This is a genomic window from Lysinibacillus sp. FSL M8-0134 (genome assembly GCF_038069745.1).
GTDB lineage: Bacteria > Bacillota > Bacilli > Bacillales_A > Planococcaceae > Lysinibacillus > Lysinibacillus irui.
This window is the reverse complement of sequence record NZ_JBBPAJ010000001.1, coordinates 3,256,343-3,283,027: the sequence shown is the minus strand read 5'-3', so window position 1 is coordinate 3,283,027 and position 26,685 is coordinate 3,256,343. Positions and strand designations below refer to the sequence as shown.

The window sequence follows — 26,685 nt, the reverse complement described above, 5'->3', positions numbered from 1 at the left end:
TTCAGTGAGTATTCCATTCTGACTGAATAAAAATAAAGTCTTAGACATAAGTTGTAGATGCATCTGTGAAAGTAGATGGACAACCAGTCTAGACAAATTTGACAATATGATGGGGAGGAATTGTGCATGACAACTCAAAAGCCAAATTTTAACGAAGTAAAGGAACAACAGCTTGAAAGTTCATTGCCACAGCTTTATCATCCACAAGACTCGATTTATGAAGAGGAGCGTGTAAACATGAAAGATTTTGTGATTGGCGCATTAGTTGGAGGTATTGTAGGGGCAGCAGCAGGTCTACTGTTAGCTCCAAAATCAGGAAAAGATTTACGTAGTGATGTTGCTGTACAAGCTGTTCAGTTAAAAGATAAGAGTGCAGACTTCTCGACAACTGCAAAAGATAAAACGGTTCAACTTTCTAAACAACTTCAAGAACAATCTACACAATTAGTGGAGAAAGTAAAAACACTAAAAACGGCAAAAGCACCTACTGTGTTTGATGATGGTACGGTTTCCTTTGAAGGTGAAGAACCATTAGAGGATTTTATTCCTGGTCAGGAAACACAAGCGAAAGAAACAAACGAACAAAATGAAGATAAAAATGAAGAAGTACGTGCATAATGCATAGTTAAAAGGGATACGTTACATATAATAGTGTAACGTATCCCTTTTTTATGTGATGGGTGAGGCTTCTAATAAAATTTCTAATTGATCGCCACCGAATATTTCTGTATCAAAGCTCGCTGGTTGACCATTTCGTAAAATCGTGAAATTTCCCTTAAAGGTATTTGGTAGCTGCCAATTGGAGAAGCGGAAGACATCTTGATAAATCCAATGACTACGATCCTTTTCTTTAAAAACAATAGTAGCTCCATTCGGCACGGTAGACAGTGGCGATACGACATTTTGATTGACTAGTGCTTCATGTACTGTTTTAGTAAGCTCTAACACTTCCTGTTGGAAATGAATAATAATTTTATCCTCTAGCAAAAGATTCATTTGGTCTGCTATACGTTGAACAGTTGGTAAAGCTGGTTGTTGAAAGCTTATTATATCACCATCTTGAACAGCATAGCTCAATTTAGCTAATTTGCCATTAATCATAAGCTGTGAGGAGAATCCCGGTAAATATAAAGGCTGACCGTTAACTTGAATTGTGTAGGATTCAAATTGCTTTAAAAAATCTTGATTATTTGTGATTTTAAATACATCTTCAATAGTCTCAGCTATGTCAAAAGACACTATATCACGATCGTTTAATTGAGTATCAAGTGATGCAGGTGAATTATTGAGGGTCATTTTGGGCTCAATCACATACTTAGTATTTTGGATAGTAATTGTCTTTATCGCTGCATCATCAATAAGCTCCCTCACTGTTGCAGTAGCTGGAAGCCCATCTTTCCCTTCGATTAGTTGAATGGCATCGCCTGTTTTAATCAATGTTTTTGTAGATGCCTGTTGTCCGTTCACAAGTATTTCTGCTGGTTGACCATGACCACCTGGAATGAAAATGTCCTGTCCATTGACGCTAACAGATAACCCATGACCTGGCTTTCCGTACAATTGTTTTGCACGAATATTCGCTGCTAAAAAAGCATCTGCCACAGTCATTTCCTTTAATTCAAAAAGACGAACTACTTGATTATTGACGGTTAGGCTCATGTATTGAATAGGCATTTTTTTAGCAGCAATTGCAATCCCTATTGGTGTAACTAACTCTGGTGAGGCTTTAATATGTTCTTCCTTAGTTAGGTTTTGGATGGCATCAATACCTCGAACAGCTATTCGATTTGCTGGTAGGTCAAGTACATGGCCAAGTTCAGTTGTTAGGTTCGGTGTTAAGCTACCACCACCAACTAACATTACAGCTTTTGGAGCAACACGGTTATTAAGGCGTAAAATTTCTTCACCGATGGACTTAGCTAGCTGCTTCACTGCTGGTTCAATAGCTAATAATACCTCTTCCTTTGGATAAGATTGATCAAAGCCTAGAATATCTTGAATCAATATCTCGTCCGCTGTTTGGAGCTGGCGTTTAGCCTGTTCGGCAATAGGAAAGTCTAGTAAGTAATGGTCGCTTAAAGCTTCTGTTATTTCATCGCCAGCTGTTGGGACCATACCATAGGCGACAACTGTACTTTTATCTGTAATTGCTATATCAGATGTTCCAGCCCCTATATCAACAAGTGCTACGTTTAAGCGTCTCATCGTTGGCGGTATGAGCACATTAATGGCAGCAATAGGTTCTAGTGTTAATGCTTCCATCTCTAAATTAGCCCGTTTAAGAGCTGCAATAAGTGATTCCACTACAACCCGAGGTAAGAAAGTGGCAATCACTTCAATTTGCGCCTCATCACCTTGTTGATCAAGTAGGCTTCCTATTTCCTCGCCATCCAAACGATAATAAAGAACAGAATAGCCTACACAATAATAGTGGCTAATTTTTGCATCCTCTTTCTGTTGCAAAAGTTGTTGCTGCGCTTGTTGGACAGCCTGAAGTTCTAGGCGACTAATATCTTCTTCAGTAAAAATAGGCCGATTACGTATATTGATGGTCACGCTAGCTTGCTCAGTTTTTAAAGATCGACCTGCTGCAGCAACACTTACCTTTGTGAGTGGACCGTGTTTCTCTTGAAGTTCGCTTTTTATTTCATTAATTAAATCTGCCACATACATGACATTATGTATTTGACCATCTACCATGGCACGTTCTTTATGCTCTTTCACTAAAATATCTTCCACATGAAAATGGTCATTTTCTTCTTGTAGGATGATCCCGACCACTGAGCGTGTACCAATATCAAGTGCAAATAATTTAGAACTCAATGTAATCGCTTCCTTTCGCGTCATACTTGAAAAATAATTTAGCGAGTTGAAGCGCTAAATTAAAAATGCGTGACATTCTGAACAACATTGATTATAATAATGCTATTATCTAAAAATGTAACATACATTTCAGAGTTCTGGAAGTGTCTGTCATGAGGAGAGGAGCAAGAAAGCATGAGCCAAAAAGATTTAGAAAGCTTACGAAGTCAAATTGACGGATTAAACTTAGAAATTCTTCGTCTAATTAACGAACGTGCAGCTGTAGTTGATGAAATCGGTAAAATTAAAGAAAAGCAAGGTGTGAATCGCTATGATCCATTACGTGAAAGACACATGCTTGATCTTATTAAAGAACACAATCAAGGTCCGTTAAACCAAATGACGGTTGACTATATATTTAAGCAAATCTTTAAAACAGCTTTAAAACAATTAGAAGCTGATAAGAAGAAAGAGCTACTTGTATCTCGTAAAAAGAAATCAGAAGATACAGTTATTAATATCAATGGTGAATTAATTGGACAAGGGAAACCATCTTTCGTATTTGGTCCTTGTGCAGTTGAGTCATATGAGCAAGTAGCAGCTGTTGCAGCTTCTATTAAAGCAAAAGGAGAAAAGTTAATTCGTGGTGGTGCTTATAAACCACGTACTTCTCCATATGACTTCCAAGGACTTGGATTAGAAGGACTTAAAATTTTAAAACGTGTATCTGAGGAATTTGGTTTAGGTGTTATTACAGAAATAGTAACACCAGGTCATTTAGAGGAAGCACTAGATTATATCGATGTTATCCAAATCGGTGCACGTAATATGCAAAACTTTGAATTATTAAAAGCAGCAGGGGCGACAAATAAGCCTGTCCTATTAAAACGAGGCTTAGCTGCCACAATTGATGAATTTATACATGCAGCGGAGTACATCATGTCAAAAGGAAATGAAAACATTATTCTTTGTGAACGTGGTATTCGTACTTATGAAAAAGCAACGCGTAATACACTAGATATTTCAGCCGTGCCAATCTTAAAACAAGAAACGCATTTACCAGTATTCGTAGATGTTACACACTCAACAGGTCGTCGTGATTTATTATTACCATGTGCAAAAGCAGCTATCGCGATTGGCGCTGATGGTGTTATGGCAGAAGTGCATCCAGATCCATCTGTTGCATTGTCTGATTCACAGCAACAAATGGACATTCCAACATTTGACGCATTCTATGAAACACTTCAAAAATTCATGAAAAATCATGAAATCCATGCTTAATTGTTAACGGTGAACACCGCTTGCTTATTTTAGCAGGCGGTGTTTGTTATATCGTGACAAATTAATGTCTAGAATAGGACTATTAGTACTTGGTTTTTACGTAGTTCTTCTTGAAAATAATATGAAAATTATCGTATGATAAGGCTATAATAGGAAAAAGGGAGGCACGTACGATGACTGTTACAATTTATGATGTTGCAAGAGAAGCAAATGTTTCTATGGCAACGGTCTCTCGTGTAGTCAATGGCAATCAAAACGTAAAACCGGCAACACGAAAAAAAGTATTAGAAGTAATTGAACGATTAGAATACCGTCCGAATGCAGTAGCACGAGGACTAGCAAGTAAGAAAACAACAACAGTTGGCGTGATTATCCCAGATATTGCAAACAATGTTTACGCCGAGCTGGCTCGTGGTGTAGAGGATATTGCCACGATGTATCGATATAATATTATTTTAGCCAACTCGGATCAACATGAAGATAAAGAGCTACAGCTTCTGGATACTATGCTTGGGAAACAGGTAGATGGTATTGTGATGATGAGTGATGAGGTCACAGAGAAAATGCAACAAACGATGGATCATTCTCCAGTACCAATTGTTTTAGCAGGGTCAGTGGATGAATCACAAACAATCGCAACGGTGAATATTGACTACTTCCAAGCTGCATATGAAGCGATTTCTCTACTTATTCAAAATGGACATACACGTATTGGTTTCGTGACAGGACCACTCTCTTATACAATTAACGGAAAATTCAAGCTAGCAGCTTATAAGAAAGCATTAGAGGATGCTGGCTTACCAATAGATGAGGCATTAATTGCCGCAGAAGAGTCTAGTTATGACATGGGCTTAGAAGCTTGGGACATCCTATCTGGACTCGAACATCCGCCAACTGCTTATTTTGCAGGCAGTGATGAGCTAGCAATCGGCTTAATTCATGGCGCGCAAGATGCTGGTAAAATTGTTCCAGAAGATATAGAAGTGATTAGTTTTGAGAACTCGAAACTAGCTCGAATGGTTCGTCCACAGTTAACAAGTGTCGCGCTGCCACTTTACGATATTGGAGCTGTTGCCATGCGTTTGCTTACTAAATTGATGAGCAAGGAGACTGTCGAGGATGAGGCAGTCATTTTACCGCATCGTATTGAGCATCGTCAATCTGTCAAAAGCAAATAGAATGAGAACACGTAAATCCTACAAGGTTTGCGTGTTTTTTTATGATAGAAAGAACAATGAAAATGTCGAAACTACGCATTAAACAAAACTAATGAACTAAGATAAAAAAGCCTCACGCTTATCGTGAGGCAATAATGTTAATCTCGTTTTTCATTTCGAATAATATGTAGCGCCTTGGCTAACATTTGAGCATTCTTTTCTTCTATTTCAGCTTTTCGAGGGATGGGCTCATATAAAGGAATTGGGTCCTCCCACGTTGGAATAAAAGGTACGGGTGCTTCAGGCTGCCAGCGATCAAGCCATGCTTGTGGGAGCGGCCCCGTTGGACATTTTTGGTCAGTCATTTCCAACCATAGCATCGACCAAGCTCGAGGTACTACTCTCCAAATATCATAGCCACCGCCACCAACAGCAATCCATTTTCCATCACAATATTCATGTGCTAATTGATGAGCAAGCTTTGGGATTTCACGATAAATATTCATCGTTCCATGTAAATGGGTTAAGGGATCAAAGTAATGGGCATCAGCACCATTTTGGGTTAAGACAACATCAGGCTTAAAAAATTCAAAGATCTCTCGCATCGATTGTTCATATATATCTAAGAAACTTTCATCCTCTGTAAAAGCATCCATGGGAAAATTAAACGAGGTCCCGTAACCCTGACCATTGCCACGCTCGGTGATGTTTCCTGTTCCAGGGAAAAGGTATCGACCCGTTTCGTGAATAGACAAAGTACAAACATTGGGATCCTCATAAAAACTCCATTGAACACCATCTCCATGATGAGCATCTGTGTCTACATAAAGTACACGTGCATTATACTTTTCCTGCAAATAGCGAATTGCTACCGTGCTATCGTTGTAAATACAAAATCCGGAAGCTCGACCACGAAAGCCATGATGTAAACCTCCACCAAGGTTGAGGGCATGGCCAGCTTTCCCTTCCATTACATAATCAACTGCTGTTAACGTTCCACCAACGAGCTGCGCACTGGCTTCATGCATATTTTCAAAAATGGGTGTATCTTCCGTGCCGATACCATAGCTTTCACATTGAGCTTCCGATAATTCACCATGTCCTGCTTTTTTTACAATGTCTATATATTTTGGATCATGTGCTAGCAATAACTCTTCATCTGTTGCAACACGAGCAGGTACAATATCTAGATCATCGAGAGCATGTATATTTTTTAATAAATCCATTGTTAGCGTCAAACGTTTATGATTAAAAGGGTGGGTATCTGAAAATTTATATCCGAGTTGTTCTGGCGAGTAAACGAATACAGCCTTTTTCATTATAATGAAACACCTGGTAAATTAGGCCAAAGTACATCAAAGCCTTCTTTACGAAGTTCTTCAATCATAGCTAAAGGATTCAGTGTTTTTACTCGGACACTTAAAATTTTATTTTGTGTATTTTCAGAGTCAGGATAAACTAAGACGCTTTGGACATTGGCATGGTGTCGATGAAATATCTTTGTAATTTCAAATAAAACCCCTGGTGTATCGGATACCCGAATCTCAATTTTTGAGCCGGGCTCCGTAGCACCAGTTAGCTCTATATATGTATAGAGTAAATCGGTTGTCGTCACAATCCCTACTAATTTTCCCCCAGTAACAATAGGTAAACAACCTATTTTGGATTCATAAAATGTAAGGGCAACCTCTTCGACAAAATCTAGTGGATGACCAATAAGTGGGTCCTTCACCATAATGTCCTCTACTTTTGCCTTAAAAACAGGAGAGTTAGGCTCATCCTGTAAAGATGATGGCAAGACTTCTTTAATATCTCGTTCCGTAATCACACCTAATACGTGACGTTCCTCATCTACAACTGGTAAATGACGAACTTTTTTTTCACGCATTAGCTTTAATGCTTCTTGTACAGTATTGGTAGGAGCTAATGTGTAAGGCTCATCATTCATAATCTCTTCTACGATCATATACGCATCCCCTTTGTGTTGGTTTTAATACATGAAACGATTTTTAAAACGAAGCCTATCAAATCTTTCCATTGTCTCAGGAGGCACTCGTTTCCCTTCACGTGCCATAAGGCAATTGGCTGGATGTGATGTAATTTCGGGATCATCCGTGGCAAAATATTCGAAGCCGACAGAGCTCATCATTTTCTCCATCATTTTGCGGTAGTCCCAAACATTTAAACCAGTTCCTTTTAAGTCCCAATGCCAATAATACTCGGTAGTAATCACAAGATAGTCTTCCATTTCATCTCCCATAAATGAAACGGCTAGCAAAGCCTTCCCTGCACCAGTACCCCGATAGTCTGGAATGACTTCAATGGCGCCTAATTCAATCATGTCTTCAATTCGATCTTCTGCCCATCGTTCAAGTGGATCAGGATAAAGATAGGTAACATAGCCTACGATAATATCTTCGTTTCGAATAATAATAATTCGGCCCTCTGGAAGTCCTGCAATCTCTATAATGGCTTGTTGCTGCTGTTTTGGAGGTCTGAAGGCAACCAAGCCTTCATGGAATGAATATGTAGCTAATTTTTCTGGAGGTACAGGTCCTTCCACATACACCGTACCATGCTTTGTTTCCTTTGTGACAGAAAAAAAAGTTTTTTTATGTTCCATAATTACACCACCTGAGTTTAATAATTCCATTATAGCTGATTTCTTGCGGAAAAACGCTTATTTTTGCAAAATATACCTGTATTTTTGGAAAAGTGAAAATATTAAGACAATCTATTGAAATTCGTGTAAAATAGAATTATATTGCTTCTGTTATTTAACAGATAAAAGTAGTGTGATTAGGGATTTTATCATTATTATGACGTTAATCTGTTATATAACAATAGCTGCATATTCATTTTGCTTTTGTCATAATTTTTTATATTTCAACAGGGGGATTGTTGGAAATATAGTCAAAAGCAAAAGCAAAGAAAGGGGTAGTTTTCATGGGGATGAAAATGAAGGAGAAGTTAAGGGCTTTACCTGGTCAGCATTATTTAATGAATTATGAGGAAGTGGCAAAATCACACAACTGGGCTAACACCGAAAAAGCATTTAACTGGTTCGAAACAGGATTAGTAAATATGGCGTATGAGGCTATAGATCGCCATACAGAAACACATCGTAAAAATAAGGTAGCGCTTTATTTTAATAATGGTAAACGAAAAGAAGCATATTCTTTTAATGAAATGAAAAGGTTAACAAACAAGGCAGCAAATGTTTTTAAAACAGCTACTAATTTGCAAAAAGGTGATCGCTTATTTATTTTTATGCCACGTTCACCTGAGCTTTACTTTTCAATATTAGGTGCGCTGAAAATGGGTGTTATTGTAGGCCCTTTGTTTGAAGCTTTTATGGAAGGTGCTGTATATGATCGGCTAGCAGATAGTGAGGCGAAAGTATTAGTCACTACACCAGCATTACTTGAACGTGTACCTTTAGACAAATTACCTAAATTGGAGCATGTCTTTTTAGTCGGTGAGGAAATAGAGGAATCAGCTCAAATTCTTGACTTTAATAAACATTTAAAAGAAGCTTCGGCCATTTTTGATATCGTATGGGTTGACAGAGAAGATGGGATGATTCTTCACTATACCTCTGGCTCAACTGGCGCACCAAAGGGTGTATTGCATGTCCATAATGCTATGATTCAACAATTTCAATCAACACAATGGGTACTAGATTTACGTGAAGATGATATTTATTGGTGTACAGCTGATCCTGGATGGGTGACAGGGACAGCCTATGGTATTTTTGGTCCTTGGTTAAACGGTGTCACGATGCTAATTGTAGGTGGAAGATTTTCTCCACAGGCATGGTATCAAGCCATTGAGGATTATAGTGTAACAGTATGGTATAGTGCACCAACTGCATTTCGTATGCTGATGGGTGCAGGTAGTGGCTTGCTTGAAATGTATGATCTTACTTCTTTACGCCATGTATTATCAGTTGGGGAACCATTGAATCCCGAAGTTATTCGTTGGGGAATGGAGGAATTAGGACATCGTATACATGACACATGGTGGATGACAGAGACAGGAGCTCATATGATTTGCAACTATCCTTCGATGGATATTAAGCCAGGTTCAATGGGAAAACCTCTTCCTGGTATTCATGCAACGATTGTCGATGACGCTGGCAATGAAGTACCACCTTTTACAATGGGAAATCTAGCTATTCGACGGGGATGGCCAGCCATGATGCGCCAAATTTGGGGTAATCCAGAACGCTATGAATCTTATTTCTTAAAAGGAGAATGGTATGTATCTGGAGATTCTGCATTTATGGATGATGATGGTTACTTCTGGTTCCAAGGTCGAGTGGATGATGTTATCATGACTGCTGGAGAGCGTGTTGGGCCATTTGAAGTAGAAAGCAAACTACTTGAGCATCCAGATATCATCGAAGCAGGTGTGATCGGGAAACCTGATCCAGTACGTGGAGAAATCATTAAGGCCTTTGTATCCTTGCGAGAAGGAGTAGAGCCTTCTACTGCAATGATTGAAGATATTCGTGAATTTGTGAAGAAAGGTTTGTCGGCTCATGCAGCCCCACGAGAAATCGAATTTAAGGATAAATTGCCTAAAACACGTAGTGGGAAAATTATGCGTCGTGTGTTAAAAGCGTGGGAGTTAAATTTGCCAACTGGTGACTTATCGACAATGGAAGACTAATGAGGTGTCCTAAGACAATAATTGATATTTATACAGTATTTGCATAAAAGGAAGGCAAGAATTCATTTAATGGACGAAAGGATTCTTGCCTTCTTTTTTATGAATTGACAATGCTACAAAAGCTTTAGAAAATTGAAATATCCTAAGAAGAAAAAAACATCTAAATAAATAAAAATTCAGTTGACTTAATATTTATGCAATCGTATACTATTTTTAACTTATTTCAGAGGTGAGTGCATTGAAAGTAGGTATTGTGGGAGCAACTGGATATGGTGGGTTAGAGCTTATTCGGTTTTTACATAATCATCCAGCTGTTGATCGAATTGAATTATTTACTTCTTCGGAAGAGGGAGTTCTTTTTTCTTCAAAATTTGGTCATCTTGTTACGATAGTCGATACACCGTTAAAAAAAATAGCTTATGACGCGTTAGAAAAATTTGATGTTGTCTTTACTAGTACACCCTCAGGCGTGACAAGTGAGCTTTTACCGCCTTTGGTTGGCAAAGGACCAAAATTAATAGATTTGTCTGGCGATTTCAGATTAAAAGATTTAGCAAGTTATGAAGCATGGTATGGCAAAAAGGCTGCGCCAGCTAATAGTGTTCAGCAAAGTGTATATGGTTTAACCGAATGGAATACAGAACGTATACGGCAAGCAACACTTATTGCTAATCCGGGTTGTTACCCTACAGCCGTATTACTATCTTTATTGCCACTCATCAAAGAGCGATTAATTGATCCAAGCTTTTTAGTCATTGATGCTAAGAGTGGAATTTCAGGAGCCGGTAATAAGCCGTCACAAACGACCCATTTCAGTGAGGCGAATGAGAACCTTTCTATTTACAAAGTTAATACACATCAGCATATACCCGAAATAGAACAGGCACTTTCCATGTTTGCTCATGTCGATACGACCATTACTTTTAATACACATTTAATTCCAATGACACGAGGAATTTTGGCAACATCCTATGCTTCTGTTATGCCTGGTATTACGGAGGCCCAGCTAATTGCTTGTTTAAAGACAGCCTATGAAAAACATCCATTTGTACGAATTGTGACGGATGCTAATAGTTTAGGAACAAATCGCGTAAAGGGATCGAACTATTGCGATATTTTAGTAAATGTAGATGCTCGTACAAATCGGGCAACCATCGTCAGTGTCATCGATAATCTTGTCAAAGGAGCAGCAGGGCAAGCAATCCAAAATATGAATGTACAATTTGATTTACCGCAAACGACAGGATTAGATGTCGTACCGTTCTTTATTTAATAGCAAGGAAGAATCTTAATTTCTAAGGAGGAATGAAGGATGACAGTTACTACTTCAACGACTGTAATGAAAAAATTATCCAGTAAAAATATTGTTTCACCAAAAGGCTTTAAAGCGGCGGGACTACACTGTGGTTTGAAGCATAAGAAAAAGGATTTAGCGCTGTTAGTAAGTGAAGTACCAGCAAGTGTAGCAGGTGTTTTTACCACAAATGCTGTTCAAGCAGCACCATTAAAAGTGACAAAGGAAGTTGTTTATACAACGAAGAAAATGCAAGCGATGATTGTTAATTCTGGTAACGCAAATGCTTGTACTGGAAAACAAGGTATAAAGGATGCTCAAACGATGCAAGCGCTAGCTGCAGAAAAATTAGGGATTTCATCGAACTTGGTAGGAGTTTGCTCTACAGGTGTTATTGGTGAAATGCTGAAACTGGAGCCTGTAGCTAACGGCATCCAACAATTAGAGCCAAAGGACAATTTAGAAAGTGCCATTGACTTTGCTCAGGCTATTTTGACGACAGATACTGTTATGAAAAATACGTGCTATAGCACCATTGTAGATGGTAAGGAGGTCATTATTGCTGGTGTTGCAAAGGGTTCAGGTATGATTGAACCAAATATGGCAACAATGCTAGGTTTTATTACAACAGATGCCAATATTGAATCTGAAGTATTACAAGCAGCTTTATCAACTATTACTAATTTAACATTTAACGCCATTACAGTTGATGGGGATACATCAACCAACGACACAGTGGTTGTATTAGCTAATGGCTTAGCAGAAAATAATCCTCTATCACCAGAGCATCCAGATTGGCAAAACTTCTATTACACATTGAAAACAGTAGCTGAAGATTTGGCAAAAATGATTGCAAAAGATGGAGAGGGAGCTACGAAGCTTATTGAAGTGGAAGTTGTTGGGGCCATTTCAGATGAGGAGGCACGTAAAATTGCTAAAACTGTTGTCGGTTCACCACTTGTGAAAACTGCTGTCTTTGGCTGTGATGCTAACTGGGGACGTATTATTGCTGCGGTTGGTTATAGTGGGGCAACGGTTGACCCAGATAAAATTACTATTCAAATCGGTGGTGCAACAATGGTTGAAAATGGAGAGCCTATTCCTTTTTCTGAAGACGAGCTAATTCAAATATTAAAAATGCATGAAGTAAAAATCTATGTGTCCCTTGGGGTTGGTGACGGCAAGGGGCATGCTTGGGGATGTGACTTAACGTATGACTACGTCCAAATCAATGCATCGTACCGCTCGTAAACGTATGGTGATCAAGCTTGGAGGCAGTACGCTGGAGGGGTTAAATGAAGCTTTCTTTGACAACTTTAAAAAACTTCGAGAAAGCGGAGTAGAGCTTATTATTACCCATGGTGGTGGTCCAGCCATTAACCGAGAACTTACTGCTCAAGGCATATCATCGCATTCATTAAATGGAATACGCGTCACAAATGAGGCTGCAATGAAGGTTGTACAATCAACTCTAATAGGTCAGGTAAATCCAGCCTTAGTTCATGAATTAACAAATGCAGGTATCGCAGCTGTTGGATTAAACGGCTTTGATGGTCAGATAATGGTCGCTGATTTTTTAGATCAAGATGTTTATGGCTATGTTGGAGCAATCAAAACGGTTAATGCAGCCTTACTTGAAACTTTTCTGGATATAGGAATTGTGCCTGTTATTGCTTGTGTAGGAGCTACTGATTCAGGCCAGGCTCTTAATATTAATGGTGATACAGTAGCAAGTGACATAGCGTTAGCAGTAGGAGCAGATAGTTTATTATTAGTAACGGATGTGAGTGGTATTCGTATTCATCATGAATATCAAACAATCGCTACACCTTCTCTCATCGACCAATGGATAGAACAAGGCCATATATATGGTGGGATGATTCCAAAAGTACAAGGAGCTATCGACTGTTTACACGCTGGTATACCATCTGTACAAATAGTGGATGAAGCATTAATCGGTACAACGATTGTCGCTTCAATTAAAATTCAATCTTCCTAGTGTTCTAATAAAATATTACCAGAAGTATAGTTGTTAAAAGAAGACTATTTCAAATGATAGTGGAGATGATAACATGAGTGCTTTATTCGGGAACTACGGTAAACGTCGTGCACAAATTGTCAAAGGACAGGGGACCGTTGTTGAAGATTCTGCAGGCAAACAATATTTAGATTTTACAAGTGGCATTGCTGTAGCAAGTCTTGGTCATGCCCATCCGGCCATTGTGCAGGCATTACAAGAGCAAAGTGAAAAGCTATGGCATATATCGAACCTTTTTGAAATACCTGGACAGGAGAAGGTAGCGCAAAAATTAATCGCCAATACCCACTTCGCTCATGCTTTTTTCTGTAATAGTGGGGCAGAGGCAAATGAAGCGGCCATCAAATTAGCACGGAAACATACAGGAAAACATCATATTGTTACGTTCGAAAAATCCTTCCATGGTCGTACCTTTGGAGCAATGTCTGCAACAGGTCAAGGCAAAATACATAATGGCTTTGGACCACTTGTAGAAAAATTTACGATTTTGCCATTCAATGATGTGGCTGCACTTGAAGCTGCCATTGATGATTCGGTGGCTGCTATTATGCTAGAGATGATTCAAGGAGAAGGCGGTGTCAATTGTGTATCAGCAGAATTCGCTGCAGCTATTGCAAAAGCCTGCGCTGACAAAGGAATACTTCTAATTGTTGATGAAGTACAAACTGGTATTGGGCGAACAGGGACTCGCTATGCCTATGAACAAACTATATTAAAGCCACATATTATGACATTGGCAAAAGGGTTAGGAGGCGGTTTCCCTGTAGGTGCCATGTTAGGGACTACCGAGCTTCATGCTACATTTAGTCCTGGAACACATGGTACAACATTTGGTGGAAACCCTCTTGCAATGAATGTAGCACAGGCTGTTTTAGATCATGTTTTCGAGCCAGTATTTCTTCAGCAGGTACAGGAAGCATCAGCCTATTTTGTGGCACAACTAAAAGCTCATTTACCTTCTAGCTATACAATTCAAGGACAGGGCCTACTATTAGGAATTGGTTGTGGTGACATAGAGGTAGCGTCCTATATTGCAGCAGCAGAGGAGAAGGGGCTTTTGTTAGTCGGAGCGGGACCGAATGTCATTCGTCTCCTACCACCATTAACTGTATCGAAGGAAGAGATTGACAAAGCAGTTGCTATTTTAAAGACCATTTTACATTAATCTAATGACAAAGAATCTGCTAGATGACAGCAGATTCTTTGTATTGTTTATTGGAGCTGTTTTACTAATGTTATCACCAGTTTTGGTAGCCAATCTTCAAGCTGGCTAAATGTAAATCCTGCTGTCTCTGCTTTTGCATTCGACATGTACCAATCGGCGGGTACCCCATATGGTGATCTTGATGTTTCATCACCGCCAACAAGCGATATTTTTGCATGTTTACCACTCACTTCTTCAATAAGCGTTATTAAATCTTTGAGCGATATAGTACCAGATGCTGTCGCATTGTATGGACCTTCAATAGGGGTAACGCCAGCAAAATATAAAAATGCAGCGGCTTCCTCATCAGTAATATAACTCATCTTAGCATCAATGTTCGGTAATGTGATCGGTTGATTCTGTAAAATACGTTCGATATGAAAATGTAGACGGCGCGTATAATCATGTTCACCCATAACAATTGGAAAGCGGACGGCAACAACAGGGAACGAAGCCTCTTTAAATAGAACAGCCTCTGCTTGTCGTTTTCCTTCCCCATAAGAAAATTCCTCTTTGTGTCCCATGCGAATTTGATAATGATATGGATCGAAGTCTTCTTCCTTCTTCATCTTGCCATCTATTTCATAGGTTGAAAGAGTAGATGTAAAGACGAGCTTTTGGGTTTTTCCCTTCAATAAATCGCAAATTACTTGTGCTTCATTAGGAGAATAGCAAATATTATCATAGACAATATCCCACTTTTTATCAGATAAGACTTGTGCTAAAGCTTCCTGATCATTTCGATTTGCTACTAACTGCTTAACATTGGGACCAAAGGGATTACCACTTTGACCGCGTGTTAAAATCGTTACATCATGACCATTTTCAATACAAAGATCCACTAGCTTTTTACCAAAAAAGCGTGTCCCGCCTAAAACTAATATATTCATTTTCTTCCACCCCTTTAAAATAGTAGTCCTCTTTATAATGACAAAAAAACAGACTTACTACAAATCAAAAATGAAGTGTAATAAGTCTGTTTATGTTGAAATAGCTGAACGCTATCAAAAATTCTGTCTCATAATAACAAGACGCCGACTTGATTATCGTTTTGATGTTTCGGTAGGAGTCGTATTGCCACTGTCTCCTCCGTTTGTGCCATCTCCAGGATGACCTGAGCCACCATCGCCACCAGAACCATTGCCGCTATTTGAGCCGTTACCATTGTTGTCAGAACCATCGCCATTAGTTGATCCATTACCATTGTTCCCGGAGCCATTGCCGTTATTTGAACCGTTTCCGTTATTACCCGACCCATTACCGTTGTTGGAGCCATTGCCATTAGTAGGTGGCGTTGTTGGTGGTATTTGCTCTTGATCGTTGTTTTCCTCTGGGTCAGGTTTATCCTCACTACCTCCAGTAGAAACAACATTAGATTGTGGTGATGTTAATCCTGTAATATCTACAGCGACCACCACATAAGCTTGTCCACTAGCAACAGTAATACTTTGCGTTGACTCTAACACAGATGTTACAAGTGTGTTACCACCGTTCGTAACGTTATAGATACGATAACCGACAACATCGTTTGATGACCCTGACCAAGATAAAGTAGAACCATTTACTGAAGCTGATACCGCTGCTGGAGGACTACCATCCGCTGGGAAATCAACTGCTGATACCGATGAATTTGATAATGTTGAATTTTTTGGTAAAAGACTAGCAGGGTTTCCGCCAAGTCTACCTAACATTCGTTTAATAAAGGCTTGATTAATGCCTGCACCACCTGATTTAACAAATTCTGCTGGTGTATTTGGTAGAGCATTATAGGTTTTTCCTTTAATCGTCACAACACTTGAAGAGGCTAAGCTATCATCTGGTTGTGATGGTAAAAATACTTTCGCATTAAATAAATCAGAACGCACAAGACCCGCATTCGCACAAGCCGTAGAAGGAGCCATACCTGAAATACCACAGAATGAAGCAGTGACAACATTTTTAGGTGCCTTAAAGCTTGTAGGAGGATCAATTAACTGAGGATCCGCATCATAAACGGCATTCATTAAAGTTCCCCATAGTTTATTCACACGAACACTTGGTTGTAAATACGTGTTATTAAATACATTAAGTGGACGAGGTTGATCGTATCCCATCCAAACACCTAGAGAAACATTTGGGTTATAACCAACTAACCAAACATCTTTATAATCTTGAGATGTCCCTGTTTTTGCAGCGAAATCAGAAGAAAATTTTAATGTATTACGTGCCATCGTACCAGTTCCTTTAGTTAGGACATCACGCATCATATCTGTCACGATATAAGACGTTTCTGGACTAAATACTTGTACTGGTTCCACCTCATGCTGGTAAATAATATTTCCTTCTTGATCTTCGATTCGATCAATCATATAGGCGTCAACGAATTGACCACCATTTGCAAAAGTTGCAAAAGCATTTGTATTTTCTTCTACAGTAGTCCCTTCACTTAAAGCACCAATACCAGTTGCTAGGTTAGTGAAGTCATCTGGGTGTAATTTTGTGAATCCCATTTTTACTAACAGTTCAGCGGGGCGTCTATTAATAATATCATTATATAAACGTAGCGCTGATATGTTTTGAGAGTCTGCTAAAGCCTCACGTGCAGGAATAAGTCCTCGCTCATCACTCGTAATATAGTTGCTTGGGCTCCATATACCTATAGAGAATTTCACGTCAACTAATGGGCTACCTGCACCGATAACCCCATATTCTATGGCTGGACCATAAACAAGTAATGGTTTCATCGTTGAACCGTTAGAACGATAAGCTTGTGTTGCGTGATTTAGCTGAGTTGTTTTAAAATCTCGACCACCGACAAAGCTTAAAATACGACCTGTTGAGTTTTCTATTAAAATACTTCCAACTTGAACGGGCATCTCAACATCAATTTCTTCACCCGTTACAGGATCTTTCCCTTTACCTGTGTACGTATGGCCATAGTACTGGAAGTCCTTCGCTGCTTTTTGCATCGAATCATACATATCTTTATTAATCGTTGAATAAATACGGTATCCCTTCGAACGAACATCTCGATCGGCTAAAATCATATATTTATCCTTTATTTTTTTCTCTGTCTTTAATCGTTCTGGGTCAACCCCATCTTCTTTTGCTAGTTTTTCAGCAATAATTTCTTTTGCACGAGCTTCAAGTTCATATGTTAGCCATGGATATCGATCCTCGGCACGCATTTCAGGTCCGCGGAAATCTGCAGCGATATCATAGTCTAACGCTTCTTTGTACTGTGCATCGTCAATATAACCAGCTTCTTTCATACGATATAGTACTGTTTTCATACGATCAATACCTGGTTTTAAAGCTTCCTCACTTTTTAGCTCCCCAGTATTCGTAAATGGTGTATAGGCAAATGGGGCCTGTGGAATACCAGCTATGTACGCAGCTTGTGGAAGTGACAATTCTTTCGCTTTTACTCCAAAAATTCCTTCAGCAGCTGTTTCAACACCTGCGATATTTCGTCCTGAAGAGTTACGACCATACGGAATAATATTTAAATAAGCCTCTAATATTTCTTCCTTCGTCATAAAATGTTCTAAGCGCATAGCAAGTAAAATTTCTTTTGCTTTACGTTCATAGGATACTTCATTTGTTAATACTTGGTTTTTTATAAGTTGTTGAGTAAGGGTAGATCCACCAGTTTGTGTTGCAGAGTTAGTGACATCCTGTAATAACCCACGAATAACAGCTTTTGGTACGATGCCGTTATGTTCACGGAAATACTCATCCTCTGTTGCGAGAACAGCGTTAATTACATCTGGGGCAACATTGCTGAGTGAGGTTTCACGTCGATCTAAATCTGTTCGTAATTTCCCGATATAAATATCGTTGGCAAAATAAATTTCACTGGTTTCTTCATAGCTAAAAATCTGATTTCGTAATTCTTCTTTAGAGCGCAATGGCTCTTCTTTTACAAGAGAAGCAAAATAACCAGCTCCTACTGAACCGACAAATACAGTGCCAAGCAATGCAAAGACTAAAAATAGTAAAAATAAGTTCCAGGTAACACTACCTGAAATACGTAATTTCTTCATCCATTTTTGTTCTAGTAATTCATCGATCTTTGCATTGATTTTTTCAATCCAATCTTTCAATGTATCGACCTCCTAAAATCTTGTTTATTATAGCACATATTGTTTTAGAGCGAACATAGTTATTGACAATGAAAAAGATTCGTATAGAATTATATTTATAGTTTTCTAGTGAGGAAGAGTTTGCAGTAGTGTCTATATTCCCTGTTTAGAGAGCCAGTGGTTGGTGAAAACTGGTCATAATGTAGAGACGAATTACGTACTTGGAGCTTAGACGTGCGCGCCTGCGATAAAGGCGATTGAATGAAGTGGAAGGTGGATGACATCTTCAAGCCGGGTGGTACCGCGTTAGTTTGCAACTTAACGTCCCTGCATGCAATTGTTTGCGTGTAGGGACTTTTTTTATCGAATAATGTCCATGCACGTAATGAATTTCAACCATTTTAGGAGGAATCAACATGACAAATGAATTATTACAAGATTTAGAATGGCGTGGTTTACTATACCAACAAACAGATGCTGAAGGCATGGCAAAACTGTTAGATGAACAATCTGTATCTTTATATTGTGGTGTAGATCCAACTGCTGACTCTATGCATATTGGCCATATTGTGCCACTTTTAACACTTCGTCGCTTCCAAAAAGCTGGTCACCGTCCAATTTTACTTGTTGGTGGTGCGACAGGAATGATTGGTGACCCATCTGGCCGTTCAGAAGAGCGTCAATTACAAACAGTTGAGCAAATCGATCAAAATGTCCAAGGGATCAGAAGCCAATTAGAACGTATTTTTGATTTTGCGGAAGATGGCAATGGTGCACAGCTTGTGAACAATCGTGATTGGATTGGCAATATCAACACAATTGAATTTTTACGTGATTACGGAAAATTAATTAACGTGAACTACATGTTAGCGAAAGATACAATTGCTTCTCGTCTTGACACAGGAATTTCTTTCACAGAATTTGCGTATACGTTAATTCAAGGTATTGATTATAACCATTTATACAATCACTACAATTGCCGAATCCAAGTAGGTGGATCTGACCAGTGGGGGAATATTACTACAGGTTTAGAGGTTATTCGTAAAACACATGAGGAAGAAACAAAAGCCTTCGGTATTACGATTCCTTTAGTAACAAAAGCAGATGGTACAAAATTTGGTAAAACAGCAGGTGGTGCTGTATGGTTAGATGCCAAGAAAACATCTCCTTATGAATTCTACCAATTTTGGATCAATGCTGCGGATGCAGATGTGATCAAATACTTAAAAATCTTTACATTCCTATCTCGCGAAGAAATTGAAGCTTTAGCAGTTTCAGTAGAGGAAGAGCCACATTTACGTAAGGCACAAAAAGCACTTGCCGAAGAAATGACTCGTTTAATTCATGGTCAAGAGGCATTGGAACAAGCCATCCGTATTACGGCAGCTTTATTCTCAGGAGATTTAAAAGCACTATCGGCCGATGAAATGAAGGATGCTTTTAAAGATGTTCCTTCTATTGAAATGGCGAAAGAGGACAAAAATATTGTGGACCTTCTTGTAGAGGCAGGTATTTCATCTTCAAAACGTCAAGCACGTGAGGACGTATCGAATGGTGCGATTAGTGTGAATGGTGAAAAAGTGACTGATTTAGAGTACGTTTTTGAGGCGAAGGATCGTCTAGAGGATGCATTCAGTATTGTCCGTCGTGGTAAGAAAAAATATCATATGGTGAAATTCGTATAATTTTATTGTCTAAAACAACATCCCTGTAAATAGAGGGGATGTTGTTTTTTCTTCCTATAAAAAACTTGGATGTTCTATATGCTCATATTCTTGAGGGTGTAGCATTTTAGCAAGCTTTATAGCACCTTCAATAAGACGAGGAGATGGGCGACAATAAAGCCATTCTTCCATCACATGAAGACGTTCCATTTGAATGGCATGTAGCTCTTGGGCATGTGGACGTTTTAATAAAATGGCTGGTTGTATCCGTTCAAAAGCTACACCTACCCAAGCCATCATAATGTAGTCGGGATTTCGCTTAATGATATCAGCCCAATTTGTTTGAACACTGGCTAACTCTACATCTTGGAATAGATTGACTCCTCCAGCAATTGCACTAATTTCTGTTAGCCAATTTATTTTTCCAGGTGTAAAAATAGGGTTAGGCCACCATTCCCAATAGACGCTAGGTTTCTTGGCAATCGTTTGTGCAATAGAGCGCATCTCTTTAATCGATTGTAAGTATTCATCCATGATTACTTTGGCGCGTTCTTCTACATCACAGGCTCTCCCAAGGGTCAGTAGATCCTGTGCGATTTCCTCTAATGAGTTGGCATTAAAAACAATATGAGGGATATTTCTTTTTTGTAATTCCTCGATATTTTTTTCCATACCAGGCACACTTAAGGAAGCAAGGACAAGATCGGGTGCTAATGCCTCTAAAGAGTCCATATGAATTGATAAATCTGGGCCAAGTTGTGGTAAATCTTTTACAGTTGATGGCCAATCGGAGAAATCATCCACTCCAACAAGCTGGTCAGTCAGTCCTAAATAGGCGACAAGCTCTGTATTGCTAGGACAAATTGAAATTAATCGCATAACGGTCTCCTATTCTTTTTAAGAAAAGTATAACGAGAGTTTTTAGTGTAGACAATATCATGTATGCCAAACTCATAAAAAAAAGGTGGAGAAAACAATGTTTCTCCACCTTGATTCCCTCATTAAGAAAGTGCGATTGCTTCGAGGGACTCCTCTTTTTTCGCTACAGGCCCCATTGCATTTGTGATGATTTGTTTAATATCCTCTAATGTTGCTTTACGAGGATTTGTCTCAGCACAAACATCTAACATTGCATTTTTAGCCAAGATTTCAATATCTTCATCTTTTGCCCCTAATTCACGGAAGCCGCTAGGAATATTTAAATCTTTTGATAGTTTTTCGATGGCTGTAATTGCTTTTTCAGCAGCATCACGTTTACTTAAACCATCCACGTTTTCACCTAATAACTCAGCAATACGAGCAAATCGCTCAGTACGTGCAGTTACATTGAAGCGGCAAACATGTGGCAATAAAATAGCATTACATACACCATGAGGTAGATTGTAGTAACCGCCTAACTGATGAGCAATTGCATGGACATACCCAAGTGAAGCGTTATTGAAGGCCATACCAGCTAAAAATTGAGCATAAACCATTTGCTCACGTGCTTCTAAGTCGCCACCATTTGCATAGGCACGAGGAAGGTATTCAGGGATAAGTTGAAGTACCTTTTCTGCACAAGCATCCGTAATTGGGGTTGCATTTGTCGAAACAAATGATTCAATAGCATGTGTTAGTGCATCAACCCCAGTAGCTGCTGTTAGTGCAGGAGGTAAACCAATCATTAATTCAGGATCATTAATGGAAAGTAACGGTGTCACATGTTTATCAACAATGGCCATTTTTACTTTTCTTGCTGTATCCGTAATAATAGTGAAACGAGTCATTTCACTAGCAGTACCAGCAGTTGTATTAATCGCAATTAATGGCACAAGTGGATTTTGTGATTGATCAACGCCTTCATAATCGTGAATGCGTCCACCATTCGAAGCAATAAGTCCGATACCTTTGGCTGCATCGTGAGCGCTACCTCCTCCAAGAGAAACGATTGAATCACAGCTTTCTGCATGATACACTGCAACGCCCTCTTCAATGTTTTGATCTGTTGGATTTGGTTCTGCTTTAGGGAAAATTGCTACATCAATTCCAGCAGCTGTAATGATATTTGCAATTTGTTCAGAGAGACCTAATTTGTGCAAGCCCTCATCTGTTACGATTAATGTCTTCTTCACTTCTAAATCATTTAAGCGTTTACCAACTTCTTGAATTGCTCCAGGTCCAAATAAGTTTGTTTTCGGCATAACAAATTGCTTTAGAACGTCTGACATATTTCCAACCCCTTTTTAAAAATTATTATTGCTTGAATGATGGTGTACCACCTTTCGGAATTCATCGTATTCTATTTTTTGTAAAAGTTCAACTCGTATTTTTATTAAAATTGTTAATTTTATTCATGTTATTATTTTACAAAAAAGTTAACTTGTTTATAGAGTATGTTGGATGTGTTTTGTATAAGAATATTGAAATTGATATTGTTCATAAATATTTTACTATAAAAATAAAATATATTTTTTGGAAAACGGTTCTATTTTAGGAGTTGTTAGAATAGTAAATAACTGATATTTTGTTTTTATTATAATGGTAGTGATAATGTTATTTTGGAAAGGTGTAATACTATTTTAAAGTACATAAAGCTGTCACATTTTGTGGTGATACTACAAATTGGAGAAAAATAATATTTGTTTAAGCTTATACAGCTATATAGTGAAAATTTAATTGTTTTTAACAGAGTTAATTGAAATTTTGCTGAATAATATTTCAGTGAAAAAATTTTCGATGAATGGGTGAGGTTAAGTATATGTCATTTAGGTGCACTAGCTTTAACATGTTGGTATTCTTTCCAAGGAATAGCCTAACATCTTGCTCTGCATCCCAAACACCTTGGTCCATACACTTTCAATTCTTCATCATGAGGAGGTCCATTGTAAGTGAGGGCTAAAAGAAACATAATTATTTTTATAGCAATCGTGCTTGTATGTGGTTGGTTGGGTGTTTTGGTAGACAGATTTATTCCAGGGCAACCTAAGGGAGACACTTCATAATCAGTGTACTTCCGGTTAACAGGTGGTTATTTGCGATAGTAGGGATTGTCACGATGATTTTCTGGACAGTTATGTACACAGAGATTTATCTACTAACGAAAAGTATTTGGCCAATCGTTCTTATGCATACGACAGAAGATGCACTTGTCAATCCACTCATTTTTAAGGATATATCCAAGTTGCGCAAGGGAAGAAATTTCTTGTTTCCCCAACAGCAGGGATCATAACAACATTTCTTTATCTAACTGCTTCTGAGAATAAAACGAAAAAAACAACTAATGAGAAGAACTTCGCAATCAACTTTAATAACTATTATGGATCATTAAAAAGGGTTATGGATTTTTTGAGGCGAAGTAATGTGCAAAAGCAAGGTGAATGGGTAGCTGAAAAATACAATAGTGCTAGTTTATCAGTCATGTACAAACAACTTTTAATTAAATAACGAAAAAACCCCCTGAAACAAATCGTTTCGGGGGTTTATAAAATCGTTGATTGACAAATCAAAAAGATTAACGAGAGTAGTACTCTACGATGAATGCTTCGTTGATTTCAGCTGATAATTCAGAGCGCTCTGGAAGGCGAGTGAATGTACCTTCTTTTTTGTCAGCATCAAATGTTACGTAGTCAGGTACGAAGTTGTTTACTTCGATTGCTTCTGTAACAACAGCAAGGTTTTGAGATTTTTCACGAAGAGAAATCGTTTGACCTGGTTTTACGCTGTATGATGGGATATCAACGCGTTTGCCATCTACTAAGATGTGACCGTGGTTAACTAATTGACGAGCTCCACGACGAGTACGAGCTAAACCTAAACGGTAAACTAAGTTGTCAAGGCGAGTTTCAAGAAGGATCATGAAGTTTTCACCGTGAACACCTTTCATTTTACCAGCGCGGTCAAATAGAGTACGGAATTGACGTTCGTTCATACCATACATATGACGAAGTTTTTGCTTCTCTTGAAGTTGTAAACCGTATTCTGATAATTTTTTACGTTGGTTTGGACCGTGTTGACCTGGTGCGTAAGGGCGTTTTTCGATTTCTTTACCTGTACCGCTTAGTGAGATACCAAGACGACGTGATAATTTCCAAGATGGACCTGTATAACGAGACATATTGTTGTCTCCTCCTTTAAATTTGGTTTTTTTGTTGTAAAACAAAAACCAGTAGTACCCATTCTTATGCGCATTTTATTTTCATGTATTTTCGCCTATGCAGCCGTTAGGTTACGCAATACACCATCTAATTTTCAACTGTTGAGAATCTAAGTAGTCGTACATAAGAAAATAGAGGAATAAAATACAGTCATAAGCTTATACCACTGCTGCGTTTATTTTACACAACCTCCATTGTAACTGTTTAGGACAAGGACGTCAATTATTAACATTTAAAATTTTACTAACAAAAAAATATAGTAGGAAATTCCTCACTAACGATTTTAAATGAAATGGAAATAGTTAATGATGCGCTGTGTAATGTAAATTGTAAAAGTAAGGGAGAATTACATAGTCAAAATGACACAAATTATGTATAATATATTATAAGTTAATAGTAATTGATTTGGACGTTATATAGAAAAGGTGATTTCATGACAGACCATTTACAAATGCTAAAATATATAAAATCTGATGTTTTGAGCTTTTGGGTGAGTTCGAATGAAGAACAAACTAGTTATAATGGGTATTTTTATTCATTAAAACAGTGTCTAAAGAAGCACTTGAAAATTGATAATGCTGCTTTTCTTAGTTTTGAGGGTAATTCTTTAATCCCTATTGAGGAGATGGCTTCATTAACAATTGAAACAAAGCTAAATGCTGTGTCATGGCTGATGATCGAAGCAAGTTTTTACCAACAAAAAGTAGTGGAAATTCCTTATATATTAAAAGCACGGCAGGCCTATTCAAAGATGACAGATATGGTGCTTTTTCAAGTAGAGGGCAAACATCCCATTGGTGTATTACTTGTCGAGGCGACAGAGACTTGGACAGACTTCATGACCTCGGAATACGGTGAAGAATGTATTGAAATACTTTCAAAGGTTCTTCAAATGATAAGAGATAATTTTGATGTAAAAATAAACGAAGATCAATATAGAAAACTATATAACATGACTGATTTATTTCATTCAACAATGGATATTGATTTAATTTTAGAAAACGTTTTAAAAAATATAAGGGATAATTTTCCGGATTTTAATGTTGAGCTTATTTTATCGAATGATCAAGACCGACACACGACTATCGATATTAAGCTTTTTGATTATTTATCAGAAAGGCCTGCTACAATCGAAGCATTTGTATCAGGAGAGTTGACGACAGAGCTAGCGAGTGATTTAAATTGTCGATTGCTTAATGCACCTATAAAAGGCAGGCAAGCCATCTATGGTATTTTGCAAGTAAGTGCTCCCACTACGTATCTATTTTCAACGACTGAAAAGGATTTTGTACGGATGCTCGCGCAGGCGTCAGGCAATGCACTTGAAAATGCAAAATTATATCATCAATCGCATCGCCTCGTAAGTGACTTACAACTCATTAATGAAACTTCACATCGTTTAAATATGAGGATTGACATTCATGAAATGTTATTATTCCTACAAAAGCAATTACTAAAATCTTTTCAACCAATGGAAGTTTGTTTCGCTTTTAAAAAAAATGATACATTTGAGGTAACGGGTGCGAGTACCTCGTTGTTTAGTTCGGAAGAGGGTAGAACTTATATCAAACATGTTGAAAAACATTTTACTCAAACGAATGACCCGTTGTTTATAGCCGATTTCAGCCGTTTAACTCCTCGTCAAATTGAGTATCGATCAATTATGGCGATTCCTATTTTAATGGAAGAAAAGATTAATGGTTTTAGTATTGTCTTACATAAAGAGCCATATTTCTTTTCATTCGACAGTTTTAAATTAATGCAATCGTTAATTCACCACTCATCTTTAGCCATTGCGAACTCTATTTTACGCACACAGCTTCAGGAAATGGTCGATTTGGATCACCTCACGAAACTTTATGCTAGAAGTTACCTTGATCAATTTGTAGAAAAATCGCTTGAATACGATCAGTCCGGTATGTTTTTGTTAATTGATATTGATAATTTCAAGCGCATCAATGATACGTATGGTCACCAGGTGGGGGATAAAATTCTTGTGCAGATTGCAGTCCAATTGAGAGAAACTATTGGTAGTCGTGGAATTTGTGCAAGGTGGGGCGGAGAAGAAATGTCCGTTTATGTACCTAATATTAACGAGAAGGAAGCTTTAGAATTGGCATCAACTATTGTGGAGATCATCCCCAGTGCCACAGATCCTCAAGTAACTATTTCTGCGGGTCTCATAACATGGGATGAACGAGACCGACCAGCATTCCAATCTGTTTTCTTACATGCTGATACTGCCTTGTATGAAGCGAAAAATAGTGGGAAAAATCGCTTTTGCATTCATGATGGTTCTTATCAAACAAATCTATAAAGTTGATAAAGTAAAATGTAAATGGTTATAATAAAGTTTACCCTGAAATGACAATTT

20 protein-coding genes and 1 other annotated feature are annotated in these 26,685 nt (G+C 38.2%); of the genes, 11 read left to right on the top strand and 9 right to left on the bottom strand.

Annotation, left to right across the window (positions count from 1 at the left end; all coding sequences use genetic code 11):
• The first annotated feature begins 126 nt into the window (after nt 1–126).
• Entirely contained in the window at nt 127–618 is a 492-nt protein-coding gene (locus MKY49_RS16680; protein ID WP_274794114.1) for a YtxH domain-containing protein, read from the top strand.
• Nucleotides 619–669: 51 nt separating this feature from the next.
• Here MKY49_RS16680 and pilM read toward each other — a convergent pair whose 3' ends face one another.
• The gene (gene pilM / locus MKY49_RS16675; RefSeq protein WP_341386693.1) at nt 670–2,823 is read right to left on the bottom strand and encodes a pilus assembly protein PilM; all 2,154 of its coding nucleotides are present in this window, start codon (nt 2,821–2,823) and stop codon (nt 670–672) included.
• Nucleotides 2,824–2,997: 174 nt separating this feature from the next.
• Here pilM and MKY49_RS16670 point away from each other — a divergent pair, with 174 nt between their 5' ends.
• Entirely contained in the window at nt 2,998–4,083 is a 1,086-nt protein-coding gene (locus tag MKY49_RS16670) for a bifunctional 3-deoxy-7-phosphoheptulonate synthase/chorismate mutase (RefSeq protein WP_274794112.1), read from the top strand.
• Between the two features lie 173 nt (nt 4,084–4,256).
• Nucleotides 4,257–5,261, top strand: a complete 1,005-nt coding sequence (gene ccpA, locus MKY49_RS16665) for a catabolite control protein A (RefSeq protein ID WP_274794111.1) — start codon at nt 4,257–4,259, stop codon at nt 5,259–5,261.
• Between the two features lie 137 nt (nt 5,262–5,398).
• Here ccpA and MKY49_RS16660 read toward each other — a convergent pair whose 3' ends face one another.
• Genes MKY49_RS16660 through MKY49_RS16650 form a run of 3 tightly spaced genes read right to left on the bottom strand, consistent with a single transcriptional unit; the run spans nt 5,399 to nt 7,863 of the window.
• Nucleotides 5,399–6,559 (bottom strand): acetoin utilization protein AcuC, encoded by a 1,161-nt coding sequence (locus tag MKY49_RS16660; protein WP_274794110.1) that lies wholly within the window; start codon nt 6,557–6,559, stop codon nt 5,399–5,401.
• Nucleotides 6,559–7,206 (bottom strand): acetoin utilization AcuB family protein, encoded by a 648-nt coding sequence (locus MKY49_RS16655; protein ID WP_274794109.1) that lies wholly within the window; start codon nt 7,204–7,206, stop codon nt 6,559–6,561. The genes MKY49_RS16660 and MKY49_RS16655 overlap by 1 nt, the downstream gene beginning before the upstream one ends.
• A gap of 24 nt (nt 7,207–7,230) precedes the next feature.
• Nucleotides 7,231–7,863 carry a GNAT family N-acetyltransferase gene (locus tag MKY49_RS16650; protein ID WP_274794108.1) on the bottom strand — a complete coding sequence of 211 codons (633 nt, stop codon included), beginning with the start codon at nt 7,861–7,863 and terminating at the stop codon, nt 7,231–7,233.
• A 323-nt stretch (nt 7,864–8,186) separates the two neighbouring features.
• On the opposite strand from MKY49_RS16650, the gene acsA reads away from it, so the two are divergent.
• The 5 genes from acsA (at nt 8,187) to MKY49_RS16625 (ending at nt 14,411) form a co-directional block, all read left to right on the top strand.
• Nucleotides 8,187–9,914, top strand: coding sequence for an acetate--CoA ligase (acsA, locus tag MKY49_RS16645; RefSeq protein ID WP_445928407.1), 1,728 nt, complete (start codon nt 8,187–8,189; stop codon nt 9,912–9,914).
• Nucleotides 9,915–10,152: 238 nt separating this feature from the next.
• Nucleotides 10,153–11,187, top strand: a complete 1,035-nt coding sequence (gene argC, locus MKY49_RS16640) for an N-acetyl-gamma-glutamyl-phosphate reductase (protein ID WP_322606027.1) — start codon at nt 10,153–10,155, stop codon at nt 11,185–11,187.
• A 39-nt stretch (nt 11,188–11,226) separates the two neighbouring features.
• On the top strand, nt 11,227–12,459 hold the full coding sequence (gene argJ, locus MKY49_RS16635; RefSeq protein ID WP_322606028.1) for a bifunctional glutamate N-acetyltransferase/amino-acid acetyltransferase ArgJ: 1,233 nt from the start codon (nt 11,227–11,229) through the stop codon (nt 12,457–12,459).
• Nucleotides 12,422–13,207 carry an acetylglutamate kinase gene (argB, locus tag MKY49_RS16630; RefSeq protein WP_274794105.1) on the top strand — a complete coding sequence of 262 codons (786 nt, stop codon included), beginning with the start codon at nt 12,422–12,424 and terminating at the stop codon, nt 13,205–13,207. Before argJ ends, argB begins: the two co-directional genes overlap by 38 nt.
• 73 nt (nt 13,208–13,280) lie before the next feature.
• Nucleotides 13,281–14,411 carry an acetylornithine transaminase gene (locus MKY49_RS16625; protein ID WP_274794104.1) on the top strand — a complete coding sequence of 377 codons (1,131 nt, stop codon included), beginning with the start codon at nt 13,281–13,283 and terminating at the stop codon, nt 14,409–14,411.
• A 47-nt stretch (nt 14,412–14,458) separates the two neighbouring features.
• Here MKY49_RS16625 and MKY49_RS16620 read toward each other — a convergent pair whose 3' ends face one another.
• Together MKY49_RS16620 and MKY49_RS16615 are read right to left on the bottom strand one after the other, a co-directional pair.
• Nucleotides 14,459–15,340 (bottom strand): NAD-dependent epimerase/dehydratase family protein, encoded by an 882-nt coding sequence (locus tag MKY49_RS16620; protein WP_274794103.1) that lies wholly within the window; start codon nt 15,338–15,340, stop codon nt 14,459–14,461.
• A gap of 153 nt (nt 15,341–15,493) precedes the next feature.
• Nucleotides 15,494–18,535 carry a transglycosylase domain-containing protein gene (locus tag MKY49_RS16615; RefSeq protein ID WP_274794102.1) on the bottom strand — a complete coding sequence of 1,014 codons (3,042 nt, stop codon included), beginning with the start codon at nt 18,533–18,535 and terminating at the stop codon, nt 15,494–15,496.
• Nucleotides 18,536–18,637: 102 nt separating this feature from the next.
• Nucleotides 18,638–18,846, top strand: a binding site (T-box leader).
• Nucleotides 18,847–18,930: 84 nt separating this feature from the next.
• Here MKY49_RS16615 and tyrS point away from each other — a divergent pair.
• Nucleotides 18,931–20,199 (top strand): tyrosine--tRNA ligase, encoded by a 1,269-nt coding sequence (gene tyrS, locus MKY49_RS16610; RefSeq protein ID WP_274794101.1) that lies wholly within the window; start codon nt 18,931–18,933, stop codon nt 20,197–20,199.
• A 54-nt stretch (nt 20,200–20,253) separates the two neighbouring features.
• Here tyrS and MKY49_RS16605 read toward each other — a convergent pair whose 3' ends face one another.
• Both MKY49_RS16605 and MKY49_RS16600 read right to left on the bottom strand, forming a co-directional pair.
• Nucleotides 20,254–21,057 (bottom strand): cobalamin-binding protein, encoded by an 804-nt coding sequence (locus MKY49_RS16605; RefSeq protein WP_274794100.1) that lies wholly within the window; start codon nt 21,055–21,057, stop codon nt 20,254–20,256.
• 122 nt (nt 21,058–21,179) lie between these two features.
• The gene (locus MKY49_RS16600; protein ID WP_274794099.1) at nt 21,180–22,385 is read right to left on the bottom strand and encodes an iron-containing alcohol dehydrogenase; all 1,206 of its coding nucleotides are present in this window, start codon (nt 22,383–22,385) and stop codon (nt 21,180–21,182) included.
• Between the two features lie 827 nt (nt 22,386–23,212).
• On the opposite strand from MKY49_RS16600, the gene MKY49_RS16595 reads away from it, so the two are divergent.
• Complete coding sequence (locus tag MKY49_RS16595) at nt 23,213–23,386, top strand: hypothetical protein (protein ID WP_274794098.1); 174 nt, start codon at nt 23,213–23,215, stop codon at nt 23,384–23,386.
• A 282-nt stretch (nt 23,387–23,668) separates the two neighbouring features.
• Here the strand turns inward: MKY49_RS16595 and rpsD are convergent, their stop codons facing one another.
• A complete protein-coding gene (gene rpsD / locus MKY49_RS16590; RefSeq protein ID WP_274794097.1) occupies nt 23,669–24,271 on the bottom strand; it encodes a 30S ribosomal protein S4 in 603 nt (200 codons plus the stop codon).
• 473 nt (nt 24,272–24,744) lie between these two features.
• Here rpsD and MKY49_RS16585 point away from each other — a divergent pair, with 473 nt between their 5' ends.
• Nucleotides 24,745–26,628 carry a sensor domain-containing diguanylate cyclase gene (locus MKY49_RS16585; protein WP_274794096.1) on the top strand — a complete coding sequence of 628 codons (1,884 nt, stop codon included), beginning with the start codon at nt 24,745–24,747 and terminating at the stop codon, nt 26,626–26,628.
• The last annotated feature ends 57 nt before the right edge of the window (nt 26,629–26,685 follow it).

Bases quoted from the DNA above. Each gene is read 5' to 3' on its own strand.
- MKY49_RS16680 (WP_274794114.1), top strand. From the start codon at position 127: ATGACAACTCAAAAGCCAAATTTTAACGAAGTAAAGGAACAACAGCTT.
- MKY49_RS16670 (WP_274794112.1), top strand. From the start codon at position 2,998: ATGAGCCAAAAAGATTTAGAAAGCTTACGAAGTCAAATTGACGGATTA.
- ccpA (WP_274794111.1), top strand. From the start codon at position 4,257: ATGACTGTTACAATTTATGATGTTGCAAGAGAAGCAAATGTTTCTATG.
- MKY49_RS16660 (WP_274794110.1), bottom strand. From the start codon at position 6,559: ATGAAAAAGGCTGTATTCGTTTACTCGCCAGAACAACTCGGATATAAA.
- MKY49_RS16655 (WP_274794109.1), bottom strand. From the start codon at position 7,206: ATGATCGTAGAAGAGATTATGAATGATGAGCCTTACACATTAGCTCCT.
- MKY49_RS16650 (WP_274794108.1), bottom strand. From the start codon at position 7,863: ATGGAACATAAAAAAACTTTTTTTTCTGTCACAAAGGAAACAAAGCAT.
- acsA (WP_445928407.1), top strand. From the start codon at position 8,187: ATGGGGATGAAAATGAAGGAGAAGTTAAGGGCTTTACCTGGTCAGCAT.
- argJ (WP_322606028.1), top strand. From the start codon at position 11,227: ATGACAGTTACTACTTCAACGACTGTAATGAAAAAATTATCCAGTAAA.
- argB (WP_274794105.1), top strand. From the start codon at position 12,422: ATGACTACGTCCAAATCAATGCATCGTACCGCTCGTAAACGTATGGTG.
- MKY49_RS16625 (WP_274794104.1), top strand. From the start codon at position 13,281: ATGAGTGCTTTATTCGGGAACTACGGTAAACGTCGTGCACAAATTGTC.
- MKY49_RS16620 (WP_274794103.1), bottom strand. From the start codon at position 15,340: ATGAATATATTAGTTTTAGGCGGGACACGCTTTTTTGGTAAAAAGCTA.
- tyrS (WP_274794101.1), top strand. From the start codon at position 18,931: ATGACAAATGAATTATTACAAGATTTAGAATGGCGTGGTTTACTATAC.
- MKY49_RS16605 (WP_274794100.1), bottom strand. From the start codon at position 21,057: ATGCGATTAATTTCAATTTGTCCTAGCAATACAGAGCTTGTCGCCTAT.
- MKY49_RS16600 (WP_274794099.1), bottom strand. From the start codon at position 22,385: ATGTCAGACGTTCTAAAGCAATTTGTTATGCCGAAAACAAACTTATTT.
- MKY49_RS16595 (WP_274794098.1), top strand. From the start codon at position 23,213: ATGATTTTCTGGACAGTTATGTACACAGAGATTTATCTACTAACGAAA.
- rpsD (WP_274794097.1), bottom strand. From the start codon at position 24,271: ATGTCTCGTTATACAGGTCCATCTTGGAAATTATCACGTCGTCTTGGT.
- MKY49_RS16585 (WP_274794096.1), top strand. From the start codon at position 24,745: ATGACAGACCATTTACAAATGCTAAAATATATAAAATCTGATGTTTTG.